At 62.5% G+C, this 17,164-nt stretch carries 15 protein-coding genes and 1 pseudogene; 14 read left to right on the forward strand and 2 right to left on the reverse strand.

Translation table 11 applies throughout. The features are described from left to right. Positions 1 to 239: 239 nt before the first annotated feature. The 8 genes from AB843_RS09915 to AB843_RS09950 all read left to right on the forward strand — a co-directional run bounded on the left by AB843_RS09915 (position 240) and on the right by AB843_RS09950 (position 9,328). Positions 240 to 1,142: a LysR family transcriptional regulator gene (locus tag AB843_RS09915; RefSeq protein WP_048646691.1), complete on the forward strand. Its 903-nt coding sequence runs from the start codon at positions 240 to 242 to the stop codon at positions 1,140 to 1,142. A gap of 111 nt (positions 1,143 to 1,253) precedes the next feature. Beyond that, complete coding sequence (locus AB843_RS09920; RefSeq protein WP_048646692.1) at positions 1,254 to 2,240, forward strand: TRAP transporter substrate-binding protein; 987 nt, start codon at positions 1,254 to 1,256, stop codon at positions 2,238 to 2,240. Between the two features lie 57 nt (positions 2,241 to 2,297). Next, positions 2,298 to 2,768 carry a TRAP transporter small permease gene (locus AB843_RS09925; RefSeq protein ID WP_048646693.1) on the forward strand — a complete coding sequence of 157 codons (471 nt, stop codon included), beginning with the start codon at positions 2,298 to 2,300 and terminating at the stop codon, positions 2,766 to 2,768. After that, the gene (locus tag AB843_RS09930) at positions 2,765 to 4,054 is read left to right on the forward strand and encodes a TRAP transporter large permease (protein WP_048646694.1); all 1,290 of its coding nucleotides are present in this window, start codon (positions 2,765 to 2,767) and stop codon (positions 4,052 to 4,054) included. Before AB843_RS09925 ends, AB843_RS09930 begins: the two co-directional genes overlap by 4 nt. 33 nt (positions 4,055 to 4,087) lie before the next feature. Beyond that, entirely contained in the window at positions 4,088 to 5,029 is a 942-nt protein-coding gene (locus tag AB843_RS09935) for a dihydrodipicolinate synthase family protein (protein ID WP_048646695.1), read from the forward strand. After that, on the forward strand, positions 5,030 to 7,297 hold the full coding sequence (locus AB843_RS09940; RefSeq protein WP_048646696.1) for a molybdopterin-dependent oxidoreductase: 2,268 nt from the start codon (positions 5,030 to 5,032) through the stop codon (positions 7,295 to 7,297). After that, positions 7,298 to 8,077 (forward strand): SDR family oxidoreductase, encoded by a 780-nt coding sequence (locus AB843_RS09945; RefSeq protein WP_048646697.1) that lies wholly within the window; start codon positions 7,298 to 7,300, stop codon positions 8,075 to 8,077. 15 nt (positions 8,078 to 8,092) lie between these two features. Continuing rightward, a complete protein-coding gene (locus AB843_RS09950; RefSeq protein WP_048646698.1) occupies positions 8,093 to 9,328 on the forward strand; it encodes a D-amino acid dehydrogenase in 1,236 nt (411 codons plus the stop codon). A gap of 441 nt (positions 9,329 to 9,769) precedes the next feature. On the opposite strand, the gene AB843_RS09955 is transcribed toward AB843_RS09950, so the two are convergent. Continuing rightward, the gene (locus AB843_RS09955) at positions 9,770 to 10,333 is read right to left on the reverse strand and encodes an MFS transporter (protein ID WP_048646699.1); all 564 of its coding nucleotides are present in this window, start codon (positions 10,331 to 10,333) and stop codon (positions 9,770 to 9,772) included. Between the two features lie 322 nt (positions 10,334 to 10,655). Between AB843_RS09955 and AB843_RS09960 the strand changes: the two genes are divergently transcribed. The 6 genes and pseudogenes from AB843_RS09960 (at position 10,656) to AB843_RS09980 (ending at position 15,867) form a co-directional block, all read left to right on the forward strand. Continuing rightward, complete coding sequence (locus AB843_RS09960) at positions 10,656 to 11,870, forward strand: glycosyltransferase family 4 protein (protein ID WP_082143753.1); 1,215 nt, start codon at positions 10,656 to 10,658, stop codon at positions 11,868 to 11,870. Positions 11,871 to 11,879: 9 nt separating this feature from the next. Beyond that, positions 11,880 to 12,893, forward strand: a complete 1,014-nt coding sequence (locus AB843_RS09965) for an NAD-dependent epimerase/dehydratase family protein (protein WP_048646701.1) — start codon at positions 11,880 to 11,882, stop codon at positions 12,891 to 12,893. A gap of 152 nt (positions 12,894 to 13,045) precedes the next feature. Continuing rightward, positions 13,046 to 13,777 carry an arsenical resistance protein ArsH gene (gene arsH / locus AB843_RS09970; protein ID WP_082143754.1) on the forward strand — a complete coding sequence of 244 codons (732 nt, stop codon included), beginning with the start codon at positions 13,046 to 13,048 and terminating at the stop codon, positions 13,775 to 13,777. A gap of 79 nt (positions 13,778 to 13,856) precedes the next feature. Next, on the forward strand, positions 13,857 to 14,177 hold the full coding sequence (locus AB843_RS09975; protein ID WP_048646703.1) for an ArsR/SmtB family transcription factor: 321 nt from the start codon (positions 13,857 to 13,859) through the stop codon (positions 14,175 to 14,177). 2 nt (positions 14,178 to 14,179) lie between these two features. Beyond that, positions 14,180 to 14,632, forward strand: a pseudogene (locus AB843_RS24945) (flavoprotein); the annotation flags it as partial. Continuing rightward, positions 14,629 to 15,867 carry an MFS transporter gene (locus tag AB843_RS09980; RefSeq protein ID WP_244467943.1) on the forward strand — a complete coding sequence of 413 codons (1,239 nt, stop codon included), beginning with the start codon at positions 14,629 to 14,631 and terminating at the stop codon, positions 15,865 to 15,867. The pseudogene AB843_RS24945 and the gene AB843_RS09980, both read left to right, overlap by 4 nt. A 103-nt stretch (positions 15,868 to 15,970) precedes the next feature. Here AB843_RS09980 and AB843_RS09985 read toward each other — a convergent pair whose 3' ends face one another. After that, the gene (locus tag AB843_RS09985; RefSeq protein WP_048646705.1) at positions 15,971 to 16,993 is read right to left on the reverse strand and encodes a helix-turn-helix transcriptional regulator; all 1,023 of its coding nucleotides are present in this window, start codon (positions 16,991 to 16,993) and stop codon (positions 15,971 to 15,973) included. Positions 16,994 to 17,164 lie beyond the last annotated feature (171 nt).

Consider the following 17,164-nt stretch of genomic DNA (forward strand, 5'->3'; position numbering starts at 1 on the left):
TCGGGAACATCTCAGGGGAGCAGGTCAGAGCAATTCGCGGCTCGTGCTGGCACTATAGTGTAGTGCTGGCGCGGCGAACCGCTGGTCGCGCAGGCTCACCACACCTTGACGACCGCGCCCTCAGAAGATTGGCGCTGACACGGCACTCAAAATTGATTCGGCCCGGCTATAGTGGGGAAGTCGCGAACCAGGAGAGGTATTGGTGTTGATGTCTGCGGAAATTCAACCCGAATGAACAAATGAATCAGCGACAAATCCAGGCATTTCGCCAAGTCATGCGCCATGGCTCCATCACTGCCGCGGCACAGGCCCTCAACGTTTCACAACCGGCCGTCAGCCGCCTGATCGCCGACCTCGAGCGCAGCCTTGGGTTTCAACTGTTTCTGCGCCGGGGCGGCAAGTCGGAGCCGACGACGGAAGCCCGCGAGTTCATCCAGGAAGTCGAGCGCATGTTCTACGGGCTCGATCGTCTCGGCCAGGCGGCGCGCGAGATCAAGGATTTGCGGCGCGCAACGCTGCGTGTGGCGACCATGCCGATGGTCAGTTTCGAGATCATTCCCAACGCTCTGAAGGGTTTTCTGGCCGAACGGCAGGGCATCAAGGTCACGCATGACGTTCATACCTCCGCCCGCATCGTCGACATGGTCGCCTCCCATCAGCTCGATCTCGGCGTGGCGCAGACCAGTATCGAACGGCGCGACATCGAGTTTCTCGCGTCCTACAGAACCTATTGCGTTTGCGTCCTGTCGCCGGACCATCCGCTGAGCAACCGCTCGTCGCTCACGCCGCGCGACCTGCGTGGAGAGCCGCTGGTGGCGCTCGCCCACCACACGCTCACGGCAAATTACGTGACACAGCGCTTTGCCGAAGAGCATGTGAACCCGACGATCGCCATCGAGAGCCAACCCTCTTATTCGGCCTGCGGGCTTGCGGCCAAGGGGGTGGGAATTACGATCGTCGACCCCATGACGCCGCGCGTGTTTCGCGACAGCTTGAGGGCCATTCCGTTCGAGCCGCGAATCCCGTTCGACTTTCACATCATCAAACCCGCGGACTTGCCCCTGTCGCGAGCAGCGGAAGAATTTCGCGTGCATTTGCTGAAGACGCTGGCCTCCTTCTCCGAAATCCATTCTTTGACATAACATTTTTGCATGACGCCAGACCGTATTTGTATTTGATTTTATGTTCTCCAGCCTGAACCATTGATGCCGAGTGGAACCGGCATAACCCGAGAACAATCTGGGAGTTCAAACGTGAAAATCAGCAAGCTTTTCCTCGCCGCCGTCGCTGGGTTCGGCATTGGCGGATCCGCCCATGCCGCCGACTTCAATCTGCGCATCCACACGCTGGTCAAGTCGCCGCATCCCTACAACGACATGGCAGCCGCCCTGAAGGAGGACATCGAGGCCAAGAGCGGCGGCCGCATCGCGATCCGCATCTTCGATTCGGGCCAACTCGGCCAGGACCCGGCCGTCATCAGCGAAATCGGCCTCGGCACGATCGACATGATGATCAGCACGACCAGCAATGCCGTGCAGCAGGTGCCGGAATATGCGATCTTCACCATGCCCTATCTTTTCAGCAGCATGGATGACGCACTGGCGAAAGTGGGTTCCGGCACGCCGATCGAGGCGCATTTCGAGAAGGTCTACGAGGAACGCGGTCTGAGCATGAAGCTTCTGGCGCTGGGCGCTTCGGGAACCCGCAACCTTTCGACGGCCGCCTCCGCCGTCAACGGCCCGGATGATCTCCAGGGCCTGAAGATGCGCACCCCGCCATCGCCGATGGATTCCAAGACATGGGCAGCCTTCGGCATGCTGCCGGTCACGGTTGCCTGGGGCGAACTCTACGCGGCCATGCAGACTGGCGTCGCGCAGGCCCTGGAAAGCTCGCTTCCCGGCTATGCGGGCTCGAAGCTCTACGAGGTTGCGCCCAATCTGGCGCTGACGGCGCACACCATCCAGATCAACCATACCTCGATCTCGAACCGCACCTGGAACAAGCTGCCGGAAGACCTGCAGAAGATCGTCCGGCAGGCTGCCATCGAGGCGAACAAGCGCGGTGTCGAAAAGGCCAAGCAGTATGACGACGAACTCGTCGAGCAGCTGCAGTCCGAGCATGGCGTGAAGGTCTCCCGTCCGGACACGGCCGCCTTCATCGAGGTCCTGTCGCCGATCCAGACGGAACTGGCCAGAGAACTCGATCTTGAAGCTGAATACGCTCTCGTGAAGACGAAGTAGCAGCGACCGGCCGGTGACGGATCGCGCCGCCGGCCTTTCGCTTCGGAAAGCGATTTCATGCTGACCCGCATTTCAAACGCCATCGTCAAAGTCACAGAATTCGGGCTTTGGCTCGGCTTCCTTGCCATGGTCGTTACAGTCGGCCTTCAGGTGGGTGCGCGCAATGTCCTCAAACTGCCGCTGATCTGGACGCTCGATCTGGCGCAGTTACTGTTTTCCTGGCTGATCTTCATCGGTGCGGCGGTGGCCTTTCGCCGCGGCGCCCATTACGTGGTCGATCTGTGGCCGGAAAACTGGCGGCGATTCCGCTTCGTCCTGGAAATCGTTGGCGTTCTCGCTGCCGCCATCGTGATCTACGTGCTGGTGGTGCACGGGTGGACGCTGGTCGAAATCCGCAGCACGAGCAACGTATCGACGCTCGGCATCGCCCATTCCTGGATGTTCCTGCCCATGCCCATCGGCGGAGGCCTGATGCTGATCTTTCTCATCGAGGCCGTGCAGAACATGTTCCGCAAGGGATCGCAATGAACCCGCTTGTGCTTCTCATCCTGTCCTTCTTCGTGCTCATTGCGCTGCGGGTGAACATCGGCTTCTCGCTGATCGTCTCCTCGGTCTTGGTGATGTACGTCGAGGACCTGCCGCTGACGTCGGTGGTCAACCAGATGTATTCCGGCATCGACAGCTTCACCCTGCTTGCCGTGCCGTTCTTCATGTTGCTTGGCCGCATCCTGAACGCGGGGTCGATCACCGAGCGCCTGCTCAAGGTGGCCGACGCGACGGTCGGCCATGTGCGGGGTGGCCTCGGCCACGTCAACGTGTTCGTGTCGATGATCTTCGCCAGCCTTTCGGGTTCGGCGGCGGCCGATACGGCGAGCGTCGGGTCGATCCTGATCCCGGCGATGAAAAAGGCCGGCTACGACCCGGCCTTTGCCGTAGCGCTCACGGCGGCATCCTCGACGCTGGGCGTCATCATCCCGCCCTCGATCATCCTGATCGTCTACGGCGCCTTCGGCAACGTTTCCATCGGCGCGCTGTTCCTCGGGGGCATCGTGCCGGGCGCGCTGATCGGCCTGTTCATGATGCTCTACACCTATGTGCTGGCGATCCGGCACGGCTATCCCGCCAATCCGTTTCCCGGCGTGCGGGTGGTGAGCAAGGTGCTGGTGCGCGGCATCGCGCCGCTTCTCATTCCGGTGCTGGTGCTGGGCGGCATTGTCGGCGGCTTCTTCACACCGACGGAAGGCTCCATCGTGGCCGTCGCCTGGGCGCTCTTCCTGACGCTCGTCGTCTATCGCGACATCCCGCTGCGGGCGATGCCGAAGCTCTTGACGGATGCGGTCATCGATTTCGCCGTGCCGCTCTTCACTGTCGCGGGCGCGGGCATTTTCGGCTGGCTGATCGCCTATCTCGGGGCGGCGGAGATCGTCGTCAACTTCATCACGGGCCTGACCTCCGACCGCTACGGCATCATGCTGCTCCTGATCGGCTTCCTGCTTCTGGTCGGCACGGTGCTCAACCCGATCTCGGCGACGCTCATCTTTCTGCCGATCATCCAGGCGCTGGGCAACCAGGCGGGTTTCGACCCGGTGCATCTCGGTGTCCTGAGCACGATCGTCCTGTCGGTCGGCCTGATCACGCCGCCCTACGGCATCTGCCTGCTCATCGCCTCGCAGATCGGCGAGGTCAGGCTCGGCCGCGCCATGATGGCCGTGCTGCCGATCTGCGGACTGACGGTGCTCGTCGCCTGCCTCTCGCTCTGGTTTCCATCGATCGTGCTCGGGCTGCCGAAGTGGCTCTCGCCGCAATTCTTCTAAGCAGCCGCACTTCTTCAAGCAAAGGACAAGACCATGTCGCACATCAAACCAAAGGGTTCCTTCGTCGCTCTCGTGACGCCGATGAACAATGATGGGTCCATCGACTTCGAGGGCTTTCGCACGCTCCTGAACTGGCACGCGGAAAACGGCACCGAGGCGGTTCTGATCATGGGCTCGACCGGCGAGGTGTCCATGCTTTCGCCGGAGGAGCGCCGCGCGATCATTTCGAAGACAGCGAAGATGAAGCCCGGCAACATGCTCATGTATTACGGCTGCACGGGCAACAACACCGAGACGACCATCGACTATGTGCGTTACGCCAAGGCCGAGGGTGCCGACGGCGCCATCATCGCCGCGCCTGCCTATATCTGTGCGGACAATGAAGCGATCACCGATTACGCTTTCGAAGTCTGCGACGCGGAAGACTTCCCGATCGGCTTCTACAACAACCCGCCGCGTGTGAAGACCGACCTCCACTGGACGGATATCCTGAAGCTTGCCAAGCATCCCAACATGGTGGTGCTGAAGGAATCGACCACACGCGTCGGTCAGGTGGCGCAGGTCTGCGCCGCCAAGCCGGACATGTCCATCATGTGCTGCTGCTCGCCCAATCTGGGCCTCGTGGTTCCAACCATGGCGCTCGGCGGCCACGGCACGGCCAACATGACCGGCAACATCGTTCCGCGTGAAATGGCGGTCATCTCCAAGCCGTGGGAAAACGGCGACGACGCCTTCGCCTGCCGCGAGGCATGGCTTACCAATCTGCCGATGCTGCATTTCGCCTATTCGGCCATCAACCCGGTCACCATCAAGACGCTGATGCGCCTGATCGGCCTGCCCTCCGGCCCGCTGCGCAAGCCACTGAAGCCGATCTCGGGCGGCGCGCTTCAGGCCGGCATCGATGCCGTGCGCGCCCTCGGCCTGGAAGAACGCTATGGCTTCAGGCTTGCGCCTGCGGCGCTTGCCGCAGAGTAAATGGAGTTGGGCGTCGTGCGGCGGACCAGTCTCGGCCATTGGGGCGCTTTCGAAGCGACCGTGGAGAATGGCCGCTTCGCCGCCGCACGGCCATGGTCCGACGGGGGCGCCGATCCACAGATGATCGGCGCGTGGCCGGACCTCGTCTATTCCGAACACCGCATCGACCGACCACACGTCCGTGAGGGTTTTCTCCAAAGCCGCGAGCGGGCGGGCGGCGAGGGCAGGGGCCGCGAGGCGATGGTCCCCGTCGACTGGGATACGGCGCTGGCCCTGGTTGCCGAACAGTTGCAGCGTGTGCACGCCGAGCACGGCGCGGCCTCGGTCTTCGGCGGTTCCTACGGATGGTCGAGCGCCGGGCGTTTCCATCACGCGCGCACGCAGGTCAGGCGTTTCCTGGCGGCGGCGGGCGGCTTCACCGATCAGGTCGGCAATTACAGCTGGGGGGCGGCAAACGTCATCCTGCCGCATATCCTCGGTGATGCCGACGCCGTGTCGAGCGCGGCCACGAGTTGGCAAACCATCGCCGGCGAAAGCGATGTCGTGGTTGCCTTCGGCGGCCTCAATCCGAAGAACTGGCGGGTGACCTCGGGCGGGGCAGGCAACCATCACATGCCGCGCTACGTTGCCGAGGCCTGCCGCCGCGGCGTGAAGTTCGTCGTCGTGTCGCCGTTTGCCGATGACTGCCCCGAGGGGGTGGATGCGAGCTGGATCGCGCCGCGGCCGAACACCGACACAGCCATCATGCTGGCGTTTGCACATCAGGCGCTTGTCGAGGGGCGCGCCGATATCCCGTTCCTCGAGAGATACACCAGGGGTCATGACGCCTTTCTCGAATATCTGCGCGGGACGGCGGACGGCACGCCGAAGACGCTTGCCTGGGCCGCGGGCATCTCAGACGTTCCCGAGGGCGAATTGCTGGCGCTGTGGCAGACGATCCGCCGCGGTCGGGTGATGCTCACCGCGTCCTGGTCCCTCCAGCGGGCAGATCACGGGGAGCAGCCCTATTGGGCGCTCATCGCGCTGGCCGCGATGCTCGGGCAGATCGGCTTGCCCGGTGGTGGTTTCTGCTTTGGCTATGGTTCGTTGAACGGCGTCGGCGCTTCCGCGCGGCGCGGCTACGTGCCGGCGATGGAGAGCCTGCCCAACCCCGCCGGCCGAGCCGTTCCCGTTGCCTCCTTCATCGAGGCCATTCTCAATCCCGGCGGGGAAATCCCGTTCAATGGCCGGACCGTCGTCTTTCCGGACGTACGGCTCGTTTACTGGGCCGGCGGCAATCCGTTCCACCACACGCAGGATCTCTTCAAGCTCGAAGCCGCATGGCGCAAGCCGGAGGCCGTCATCGTGCACGAGCCGTGGTGGACGCCGGCTGCACGCCGCGCCGATATCGTCTTGCCTGCCACCACCAGCGCCGAACGCAACGACCTTGGCGGCTCGTCGCGCGATCCCTTCGTCTTCGCCATGCCGAAACTGATCGAGCCCGTTGGAGAGGCGCGCGACGATTTCGTGATCTTCCGTGACCTTGCCGACCGGCTCGGCTGCCGCGCGGTCTTTGACGAGGGCCTCGGGGAGAAGCAATGGCTGCATCGGCTGTGGGCAAAGACAAGGGCGCGCGGCGCGAAAGAGGGTCTCGATGTCCCGCCGTTCGAAACCTTTTGGGAGGCCGGAATTTGGGCGGTACCCGAGCCTGAGACACCGGAAGTGCTGCTTGAAGCCTATCGGCGCGACCCGGAAGCCCATCCCTTGAAGACCCCATCCGGGCGGATCGAGCTCTTCTCGGCGACCATCGCCGGGTTCGCCTATGCGGACAGTCCGCCGCATGCGGCCTGGCGCGAACCGCGCGAATGGCTTGGAGGGGCGCGAGAAGGGGAACTGCATCTGGTGACCAACCAGCCGGCGAAGCGGCTGCACAGCCAGCTCTATCAGGCAGAGCGCCGAAACGCTCCCGAAACGGTGCAGATCAATCGGCGTGACGCGGCCGTGCGTGGCATCGGCGAGGGCGATCTGGTGCGCCTGTGGAATGAGCGGGGGGCCTGCCTGGCCGTCGCTCGCGTCGGCGAGCGCGTCCGCCCGGGCGTCCTGGTCATGCCGACGGGCGCCTGGTACGAGCCGGACACGCGGCAGGATCGGCTCGAGGTCAACGGCAATCCCAACGTGCTGACGGCGGACCGCAGAACCTCGGCGCTCGGTCAGGCCTGCGCCGCGCTCAGCGCATTGGTGAGGATCGAACCCTACCGGCGAGACGAAATCAAACGGGAGATGGACTGAATGGATCTGGGTATTCGCGGCCGCAAGGCGCTGTTGACCGGCGCCAGCAAGGGCATGGGCAAGGCTTGCGCCATGGCCCTGGCGCAGGAGGGCGTTGCGATCACCATCGTTGCGCGCACCGAGGCCACGCTGCTTGCGACGGCTGAGGAAATCCGCGCCCGCACGGGCGGCGACGTGACATCCGTCGTGGCCGACATCACCAGCCCCGAAGGGCGGAGCGCAGCACTTGCGGCCTGCCCGGAGCCCGATATCCTCCTCAACAATGCTGGCGGCTGCCCTCCTGGTGATTTCCGTGACTGGGATCGGGATGACTGGATCGCCGCGATCGACCTGATGATGCTGCCCCCCATAGAGATGATGAAGGCGACGGTCGACGGCATGATGGAACGCGGCTTCGGGCGCATCGTCAGCATCGTGTCGCGCAGCGTGAAGATCGCCCAGCCGGAGCTCGGTCTGTCGAACGGTGCCCGTTCCGGCCTCGTCGGTTTCACGGCAGGGCTCTCCCGCCAGACGGTCGGCAGGAACGTGACGATCAACAATCTCCTGCCCGGCATCTTCGACAGCGAAGCGCAGCGTGAGCACATCCGCGACATGCTGGGTGGCACAGGCAAGAGCTTCGATGATGTGTGGCGGGAGCGCGCACGCGGCAACCCTGCTGGCCGTTATGGACGCACGGAGGAAATAGGGGCTTACTTTGCTTTCCTGTGCAGCGCGCATGCGGGCTTCATCACCGGCCAGAATCTGCTGATCGACGGCGGTGGCTATCCCGGCACATACTAGGGTCAGGACCTGTCAATGAAGGTTTTGGTTATCGGTGCGGGCGTCGTGGGTCTGACGAGCGCCTGGTATCTGATGAAGCACGGCCACGAGGTGACCGTCGTCGAGCGGTGCAGCGGCCCCGCAATGGAGACGAGTTTCGGCAATGCCGGCGGCGTGTGCCCCGGTTTCGCCGGGCCTTGGGCGGCGCCCGGCATGCCCCTCAAGGCGCTGAAGTGGATGTTCAAGGAGAATGCGCCGCTGAAATTCCGGCCGCGGCTGGACCCTCGGCAGTGGTCGTGGATGATCCGCTTCCTGGCGAACTGCACCGCGCCGCGCTTTGCCGAGAACAAAGCCCGCATGCAGCGCATGGCCCATTACAGCAAGGCCTGCCTCGTTGCCCTCAGGGAGGAGACGGGCATTGCCTACGACGATGCCGCCAAGGGCGTGCTGCAGATATTCGCCACGCAGGAAGAGATGGCGGGTGGTGTGCGGGCGGCCGCCGTCCTGGAACGGCTGGGGGTTTCCCATCGCCTCGTCGAGCGAGATGGAATTGCCGCAATCGAGCCCGCGCTTTTGGCGGGCGGTGCGCCGATCGCCGGCGGCCTCCACCTGCCGGACGACGAGACGGGCGATTGCCGGCTCTTCTGCACACGCCTTGCCGAACTGCTTGCCGAACGCGGCTGCACCTTCGTCTACGATAGGTCGGTGCTGCGGCTCGTTCGCTCGAGGGGCAGCATTGAACGGGTGGTGACGACAGAGGGCGAAATGCAGGCAGATGCCTACGTTATCGCCTGTGGTCCCTTTGCGCCCGCACTTCTCAGGACGGTCGGAATCTCGCTGCCGGTGTATCCGGTCAAGGGGTATTCGATAACGTGTGAGATCACCGCGACCGAACGAGCGCCGCGCTCATCGGTGATGGACGAGCATTCCAAGGTGATGATTACGCGCCTTGGCAACCGCCTGCGGGCGGCGGGCATGGCAGAGATCGTCGGCTTCGACAGCAGTCTCCGCAAGGGAGCGATCGCCGGAATCAGAAATCGCGTGCAGACGCTTTTCCCGGATGCTGGAGATTATCATGAGGCAAGCGTCTGGTGCGGATTCAGACCCATGACACCCGATGGACCCGCCCGGGTCGGACCGACAAGATTCAACAATCTGTTCCTCAATGCGGGTCATGGTTCAAATGGCTGGACCCAGGCGTGCGGCTCGTCGAGAATATTGGCCTCGATGATATCAGGCGAAAAAACTTCGGTCCGAATTTTATATTCATGAAGGAAAGCTGAAATTTAACATGCTCATGACTGAGTAATGTTGTGAGAAATCGATTCTTTTATGTCTATAAATAAATGAACATATTTTTTTCGAATCTATGATATATTCATATCTATATTATATAGATGGTTTACTTTTGGCGAAGCTCTGAAATTCTACCCTCGCCACCTAGACCGTCGAGCACGATCGATATTGTCTTTCGCCGAGAATGCCGCCGTGGCGCACGTCGAACGTCCTTAGCCGGCGATGTCACGGTACCTTCTTGTGAGGAACCGCTGGGGTAGACGCCGGTTCATGAGCGACGTGCTCATCAGCCACAATTCTGCTTGGAATGTGGTGCGCCCGACGACTTCGGGGACTGCGAAATCCGCTTTGCTGTAAGGCATGATCGTCTCCTATTGGTTGGGTAGAAGTGAAAGGGTGGTCGCCGCACCCATAGGCTCACTCGGCAGGGGCCAACGCTGAAGCAGGTGTCTTCGAGGCCACGCCGGGAGCCCGTTGCGTGGCAACCAGTACGGTTGCAAGAACGGCACAAGTGGCGGTCACATAGAGCGGGGCGCTCGTCCCAAACCTGTCGACGGCGATACCGCCGGCGATGGCACCCAGAGTGACGCCGAACTGGATGACGGCCAGAAAGAGCCCACCTACACCCTCGAGTTGATCGGGCGCAGCGCGCCCCATCCACGTCTGGGTCATCACCGGTCCCGCGCCTATGGCGATGCCCCAAGCAGCGGCGAAGGCGAGGACCGCAATGTAGCTGGTGCTGAGCGTCAACAGGCCTATCGTGGCGGCCGCCAGCACCAGGAACGTGGCGCCGAAGCCTTCGCGCAAGACACGATCGGCGAATATGCCGGCAATTGCGCTCCCCGCCAGACTGGCGAGACCCAGCACCAGCAGTACGGCGGCAATGGCAGTCGGATCGAGCCCGCCATTGGTTTCCAGATAGGGCCGCATAAAGGTGAAGCCGCAGACTTCGCCTCCAAAGAACAGCAGTCCAATCGCCAATCCAGCAAGATTAATAGGTCCTGACCCTAGAGCGGGAGATCAAATGGTGAGAGTTACAAGTGTGACGGGATTTCGATGGTGATGCGCTCGCGCCGCGCGGCGATGCCACGAATGCGGCGCATGTCGCTTATGTTGTTCCTGCCACAGCGCACGCTCTGATGATCGGCTTTTCGCAACGCTGCATAGCTGCGGCAAAGGTGCAGCTACCCACCAGATACCGCAAAGTGACAGCTTGAATCCTGCCTCGGGAGCTCATTGAGTAGCGAGAGCAATCGCGGTCGATCTCTACCAAGGCAGCATTGCATGGGGGTGGGCAAGGTCAATGCGCCTTTTAATTATCAACGACGTCTCCGCGATATGGGGTGGTGCTACCAAAGTGGCTATGCGCTGCATGGACGCGGGCCTGGCCGCCGGCATGGAGTGCTCTATCCTCGTCGGCGACGATGGTGCCGGATTGGGTCAGCGATTTCCGGGAGCACATATCGAGGCGCTGGGTGAGCGACCGCTGCGGGACGGCGTCACTCTGACAGACCTGTTCAACAGAAATTTCAACAACCGTGCCTACCGGGCGCTGAGGCGGCTCCTGGCGGCGCGATCGCCTGAAACCGTGGTTCACGTTCACGGTTGGTCGCAGATCCTCTCACCATCGATCTTCTACGCGCTGGCCATGCACGATGTGAGGGTGATGGTGACAACACACGACTTCTTCCTGACCTGCCCCAACGGTGGCTACGTCAATTACAGGAAGGGTAGCATTTGCGGCGTCAAGCCGCTCTCCCTACCGTGCCTGATCAGCAATTGCGACAAACGCAATTATCTCCACAAGCTGTGGCGTTTCGGGCGGTCCGTGACCCAGCGCGGGGCAGGCGAAGCTTTCTGGAACCGCGTCGGTGTGATCCTCGTGCATGAAAACATGGGGTCTTATCTGAAGGCCAGTCCGTTCAAAAACTTCCTCACCCTCAGAACACCGGCCGAGCCGTTATCGCGTAGCGGACCGGTGGCGGCATGGAAGAATGAAAAGATACTCTTCTTGGGGCGAATGACCTGGGAAAAGGGTGTCCGCACATTGGCCGAGGCCCTGAAGATTACAGAAACATCGGCGACGCTCATTGGCCAGGGACCGTTGCTTGCGGAAATCCGGCAGGCGCTTCCCCATTGCTGGGTAGCGGGATGGCTGGCGGACGAGGAGGTGGCGCGGATCGCCGCGCAGACGCGATATCTGATCATGCCGTCGCGTATGCCCGAGCCCTATGGCTTGGTGACCGTCGAGGCGCTGATGAGCGGCATACCCGTTATCGTCAGCAGCAATGCGCTGATCGCCCAAGAGGTGGCAGAGAACAATGCGGGGCTGGTTTTCGAAAGCGGGAATGCCCAATCCCTGGCGGAAAAGATCGCTCTCATGCAAAGCGACGCCCTCGTGAAACGCCTCAGCATCGGTGCCCTCGCCTACGGCAGGAAGGTCGCCCCGACCTGGGAGGAATGGTCGCGGAAAATCGCCGATATCTACACTGGAAAGACTCGTTTTGTCGCTCAATAGGGGGGCTTGATGTCACGTGCACTGGTCACAGGCGGCGCTGGCTTTGCAGGGCGCCATCTTTGCCTGAAGCTGCTTTCGGAGGGGGTTGATGTCGTCTGCGTCGATTCGCTGGTGGCCGATACGGGCGCGCTGCACCCCGATCGCTGGCCTATTTCGCCGAAGGGCGCCTTTTCATTCCTGCACGAGGACTGCAGGCAATTCTTCAACCGATTCCAGGCGCGTTTCGACTACGTATTCCACTTTGCCGCAATTGTCGGCGGACGCATCAAGCTCGAGACAGAGGCGCTCTACGTCGCCGAGGACCTCGCCATCGATGCGGCGATGTGGCAATGGGCCGCCAAGACGAGGCCAGGCTGTGTCGCCTATTTGAGCTCGAGCGCGGCCTACCCGCTCAGCCTTCAGCAAGCCGAGGTGCATCAAAAGCTCTCCGAAGATATGATCGACTTCAGCAAGGCGCTCGGCGTGCCGGACTTGAGCTATGGCTGGGCCAAGCTGACAGGCGAGTATCTCATGAAGCTCTACGTTGAAAGATACGGCGGTCGCGCCGTCGCCTATCGGCCCTTCAGCGGTTACGGCGAAGATCAGGATCTCGCCTATCCGTTTCCGGCGATCTGCAAGAGGCTCATGGAGGCGGAGGGCGCCGAGGAGGTTTTCGTGTGGGGGAGCGGCCATCAATGCCGCGACTTCATACACATCTCCGATTGCGCAGACTTCATATGGAGAAGCGTGGACAGACTCCCCAACGGCGCTAGCCTCAACCTCTCCACCGGCATCGCCACTTCATTCATCGATTTTGCGGGGATCGTATGCAGACAGATCGGGTGGTGCCCGATGATCTCCGGCATGACGGACAAGCCCGAAGGCGCCTTCTTCCGCTGCGGCGACACCGCGTTGCAGTCCTCTTTTGGGCTCAGCCCCGCCATCGATCTTACTGAAGGTGTCAATCGTGTCCTCGACCACCTGCGATGCGGTGAAAAGGACTGTCCGCCCCGACGGTTAACTGGCGCCTGGGCAGGGAAGTGATCGATGCGAACGGGCACCGCGTGCGCTGAAACGAAATTTCGATAGTTATCGAAATATGGTTGACTGCGTGATCCAGCAACGCTATTCATATTTCGATTGTAGTCGAATTATTGGTGGCGCTGTACCCGATGCGTGCGCCCGGAAGGACAAGCATGACTGAAGCCACTCTTCCCATGGATACGTTCCCCAACATCGTCGACGAGCAGTTCCGGCAGACCGATCCAGTGGCATTGTTCGAAGCCTCGCGTTCGACGCATGCGCCCCGCATTCTCATGCTCTACGGCTCCTTGCGCGAGCGTTCCTATTCGCGGCTGGCGACGGAAGAAGCCGCGCGGATCCTCAGACGCCTGGGGGCAGAGGTGCGCATCTTCAATCCCGCTGGTTTGCCGCTGCCGGACTCCACCCCTGCCGATCATCCAAAGGTCAAGGAACTGCGTGAGTTATCGCTGTGGTCCGAGGGCCATGTCTGGTGCTCGCCGGAGCGCCACGGCTCGATGACCGGCATCATGAAGGCGCAGATCGACTGGCTGCCGCTGTCGATGGGCGGCATGCGTCCGACCCAGGGACGGACGCTCGCCGTCATGCAGGTCTGCGGCGGCTCGCAGAGTTTCAATGCGGTCAACCAGCTTCGCGTGCTCGGCCGCTGGATGCGCATGTTCACCATTCCCAACCAGTCGGCAGTCGCCAAGGCTTTCGCGGAATTCGACGAGGCTGGCCGGATGAAGCCGTCGCCTTATTACAACCGCATCGTCGACGTGATGGAGGAGTTGATGAAGTTCACTCTGCTTTTGCGCGACTGCACCTACTACCTGACGGACCGCTACTCTGAGCGAGTGGAGAGCGCCCAAGAGGTGGCAGAGCGCGTGAACCAGCGCTCACAGTGATGGCTGTCTTGAGTGCAGCTGTTTCGCAACTGATCGTAATTCGTTGACCCCGCCAAGGTGGTTCGCATAGGCTATTTCCATGAAACACGAAGAAGCCGCCGGACAACTCGAAGCGCTGGGCAATGCGACCCGGCTCAAAATCTACCGCATCCTGGTGCGAGCCGGGGCGGAAGGGATGTCTGTCGGGCAGGTGCAGGGAAAGCTTGGCATTCCCGCCTCGACGTTGTCGCATCATTGCAAGCGCCTGTGCGAGACCGGGCTGGTGAGCCAGGAGCGGCAGGCGACGACGCTTATCTGCCGGGCGAACTATCCTGCGATGCAGGCACTGTTGGGCTATCTCGCCGATGAGTGCTGTGCGGACGGGACCTGTCCGCCAAATACGCCCGCGCGAGCGTCGTGAAGCCGCCGGCCCTTGCACCGTTGATCGATCCGAGTTTTCACTCCTGCGGAACGGTGCCGCCTCACGGCATAGAAGAGCTTTCGCATCCGGAAGCCGGCTTCTTCATCGTCGGTTCCAAATCCTACGGCCGCGCACCGACCTTCCTGATGGCCACAGGCTACGAACAGGTGCGCTCGGTGGTTGCCGAACTGGCGGGCGATCATGTGGCGGCGCGTCGGGTACTACTTGCCCTGCCGGAGACGGGGTTTTGTTCCGTTCCGCCGCCCGGAGGAGCCGGTGAGACTGCTGCGAGTGGATGCTGTGGCGGGGCGGCTCCCGCCGGCATCGATGCCTGCTGTGCCAAGGATGCCGACGCCAAGGCCCATGGCGAAGAGGGATGCGGTTGCGCTAAAAGTGCCGCTTCAACCGAGAGCGCATCGGCGTCCCAGGCCGGCTGTTGCGGGAGCGCCGCGTGACGACAAGCGCCATTCAAGGCCAATCCCAGATGCGCGATGCAGGGGCCGGCTGGCTGATCACGGCGCTCGGCATCGCCCAGATATGCTCGTGGGGTTCGCTCTACTACAGCTTCCCGCTGCTGGCTGAAGCGATGCGCCTCGACCTTGGCTGGTCCAAGCCGGAGATCTATGGAGCGGCGACGCTGGGCATGGCGCTGGCGGGGCTGGCTGCCTATCCGGTCGGGGCCGCGATCGATCGCGGCCGGGGGCGCTATGTGATGGGCGCGGCCGCGGTTGCGGCTGGCCTCCTGCTTGTCGCCTGGTCGCAGGTTTCGAACATTGTCCTGTTCTACGTCATCTTGGCGGGGATCGGCTGCCTTCAGGCCGCCAATCTTTACGAGCCGGCCTTCGCCGTGATCACGCGGCGCGTGGGCGCGGGGGGCGCGCGGCGCGGCATCACCGCCCTGACGCTCTGGGGCGGTTTCGCCTCCACCGTCTTCATCCCGCTCATCCAGTTCCTGATCGATACGTTCGGATGGCGGGGCGCGTTGATGGCGCTGGGCGCCATCAACATCGTCATCTGCGGCGGTCTCTACTTCTTCGCCATCGACCCGAAGAAGGACCATCCGGCTCCCGTTCGCGAGCCAGACGAGCCATTGCCGCTGACCGGACGCAACGCTGTTGCGTGGGCAGTCCGTCGTCCGGTCTTCTGGGCGCTGATGCTGGCTTTCGTCGCCTATGCCGCGGCTTTCTCCACCCTGACTTTCCACCTCTACCCGTTGCTTCTGGAGCGCGGGCTCAGCGCCGCCGGCGTCGTTGCGGTGATGGCTGTGATCGGACCCGCCCAGGTCGCCGGCCGCATCCTGATCTGGATCTTCGCCCCGCACGCTCCCGTCCGCTCCATCGGTTCCATTATCGTCATCATTTTTCCGCTCGCTGTCATCGGTTTCGCCTGGGCGCCGCCGGAGGTGATCGTCATCGCGGCCATCGCCGCCTGCTACGGCGCGGCGAACGGCATGATCACCATCGTGCGCGGGCTGGCGGTACCTGAAATGCTGAGCCGGGAAGCCTATGGCTCGATCAACGGGGTCCTGGTCGCGCCGATGAACCTCATGCAGGCTATCTCGCCCCTGGCCGCCGCTTGGTTGTGGTCGGCCACAGGAGGCTACGATGCGGTGCTGATCGCAGCGGGTGTGGCCGCGCTCGTCTTGTGCGCCGGCTTCTGGACAGCGGCAGCTTTGGCCCGGTCGCGTTGAGAGGTAAGGCGAGCAAGCACGTGCTTGCGACCAACAACGAAGGTCGCACATGGATAGCTGCAAGCCCAGCGCTGTTCTGCATTCTTTGGAAGGCTCGCCACGGTCATCGCCGCCGAGCAGTCGAGAGGGCTCGCGGGGTGATTCCGAATTGCCGCTTGAAGGCCGTGGCGAAGTTTGCCGGATGCGCGTAACCCGCGGTTGCCGCCGCCTCCTGCACGCTCGCGCCCTCGTTTTGCAGAATCTCGAAAGCGCGGCGGAGCCGGCGCTGCCTGACATAGTCGAAAACGCTGCAGCGTTCTGCGAGGCGGAACAGGCGCTGCAGTCCGCTCGTGCTCAGGCCGGTTGCGCGGGCGATGGTTTCCACGCTCAGATCCGACATCAAGCGGGCATCGATCAGCGCCTTGGCTCGGTCAAGCAGGTTCATCTCGCGGCCCGTCAGGATGCCGCCGGAGGCGCGGCGACGCTCGGCTTGTGCCGCCGCGGCGATCGTTTCCGCCACCAGATCCACGGCGCGGCCCTCGAGATAAAGCCGCTGCAATGCAGGTGTGAACGGGGAGGGCGAGAAGATCTGCTGGACCAGGCTGACGGCGTGCGGCGGCAGTGTCCATCGATGACTGGCGAGATGGTTCTTGAACAAGGCGGTCGGCTTGGTGGTGTCGCCGATGGCTTCCAGCCCCTGAAAGTCGAGCCATTCCGGAGAGGCCGAAATAACCAGATGGCGCACATGCTGCCGACCGCGTGACATTCTCTGAAAGCGGTCCGGCCCGGCATTCACGATGGCAACGCCCTCGATCGCGCCACGCGGATCGCCTTTGAAGGCGAATTGCCGGTCGCCGACTGTCAGGTCGATCTCACCATCAAGAAAGAAGACGCAGGACAGTCCCTCGCGCAATACGGATGTCGCGGTGAAGTCGTGCTCTTCCTCGGCATCGCTCAGATGAAGGAACAGGCCCTCGCGCAGTTCCATGTGCTGGAACTGACCGGCAAGCAGCGTGTCCTCGAGCGACAAGTTGTCCTCACGGCTGTCGAGCGTAACGCTGGCGCGCTCCAGGAAATCGCGAACGCGCAGCTGCCCCTGGGCAAAGGAATGTGGACCGGCGCCCGGCGCGTCAGGGTCTGAGTTCATCGACGGTGCCCAGATGCTCGATTTGATCGCCTCGCAAAGGTCTATGATCGTTGCGCAAAGGCCGGCTGCTTGCCCGGCGCGTCACGCTCCCATATTGGGTTATTTAATATGACATTATTAGTCAAATTAAATGCGTCAGCGTGGATAATGGCAGGGGGCAGTGGTGCATCG

Origin of the sequence: Nitratireductor soli (genome assembly GCF_001050155.1) — a bacterium.
GTDB classification, from domain to species: domain Bacteria; phylum Pseudomonadota; class Alphaproteobacteria; order Rhizobiales; family Rhizobiaceae; genus Nitratireductor; species Nitratireductor soli.

Excerpts from the sequence above, each read along its gene's own strand:
- AB843_RS09915 (WP_048646691.1), top strand. The coding sequence starts at position 240 with ATGAATCAGCGACAAATCCAGGCATTTCGCCAAGTCATGCGCCATGGC.
- AB843_RS09925 (WP_048646693.1), top strand. The coding sequence starts at position 2,298 with ATGCTGACCCGCATTTCAAACGCCATCGTCAAAGTCACAGAATTCGGG.
- AB843_RS09930 (WP_048646694.1), top strand. The coding sequence starts at position 2,765 with ATGAACCCGCTTGTGCTTCTCATCCTGTCCTTCTTCGTGCTCATTGCG.
- AB843_RS09935 (WP_048646695.1), top strand. The coding sequence starts at position 4,088 with ATGTCGCACATCAAACCAAAGGGTTCCTTCGTCGCTCTCGTGACGCCG.
- AB843_RS09940 (WP_048646696.1), top strand. The coding sequence starts at position 5,030 with ATGGAGTTGGGCGTCGTGCGGCGGACCAGTCTCGGCCATTGGGGCGCT.
- AB843_RS09945 (WP_048646697.1), top strand. The coding sequence starts at position 7,298 with ATGGATCTGGGTATTCGCGGCCGCAAGGCGCTGTTGACCGGCGCCAGC.
- AB843_RS09950 (WP_048646698.1), top strand. The coding sequence starts at position 8,093 with ATGAAGGTTTTGGTTATCGGTGCGGGCGTCGTGGGTCTGACGAGCGCC.
- AB843_RS09960 (WP_082143753.1), top strand. The coding sequence starts at position 10,656 with ATGCGCCTTTTAATTATCAACGACGTCTCCGCGATATGGGGTGGTGCT.
- AB843_RS09965 (WP_048646701.1), top strand. The coding sequence starts at position 11,880 with ATGTCACGTGCACTGGTCACAGGCGGCGCTGGCTTTGCAGGGCGCCAT.
- arsH (WP_082143754.1), top strand. The coding sequence starts at position 13,046 with ATGACTGAAGCCACTCTTCCCATGGATACGTTCCCCAACATCGTCGAC.
- AB843_RS09975 (WP_048646703.1), top strand. The coding sequence starts at position 13,857 with ATGAAACACGAAGAAGCCGCCGGACAACTCGAAGCGCTGGGCAATGCG.
- AB843_RS09985 (WP_048646705.1), bottom strand. The coding sequence starts at position 16,993 with ATGAACTCAGACCCTGACGCGCCGGGCGCCGGTCCACATTCCTTTGCC.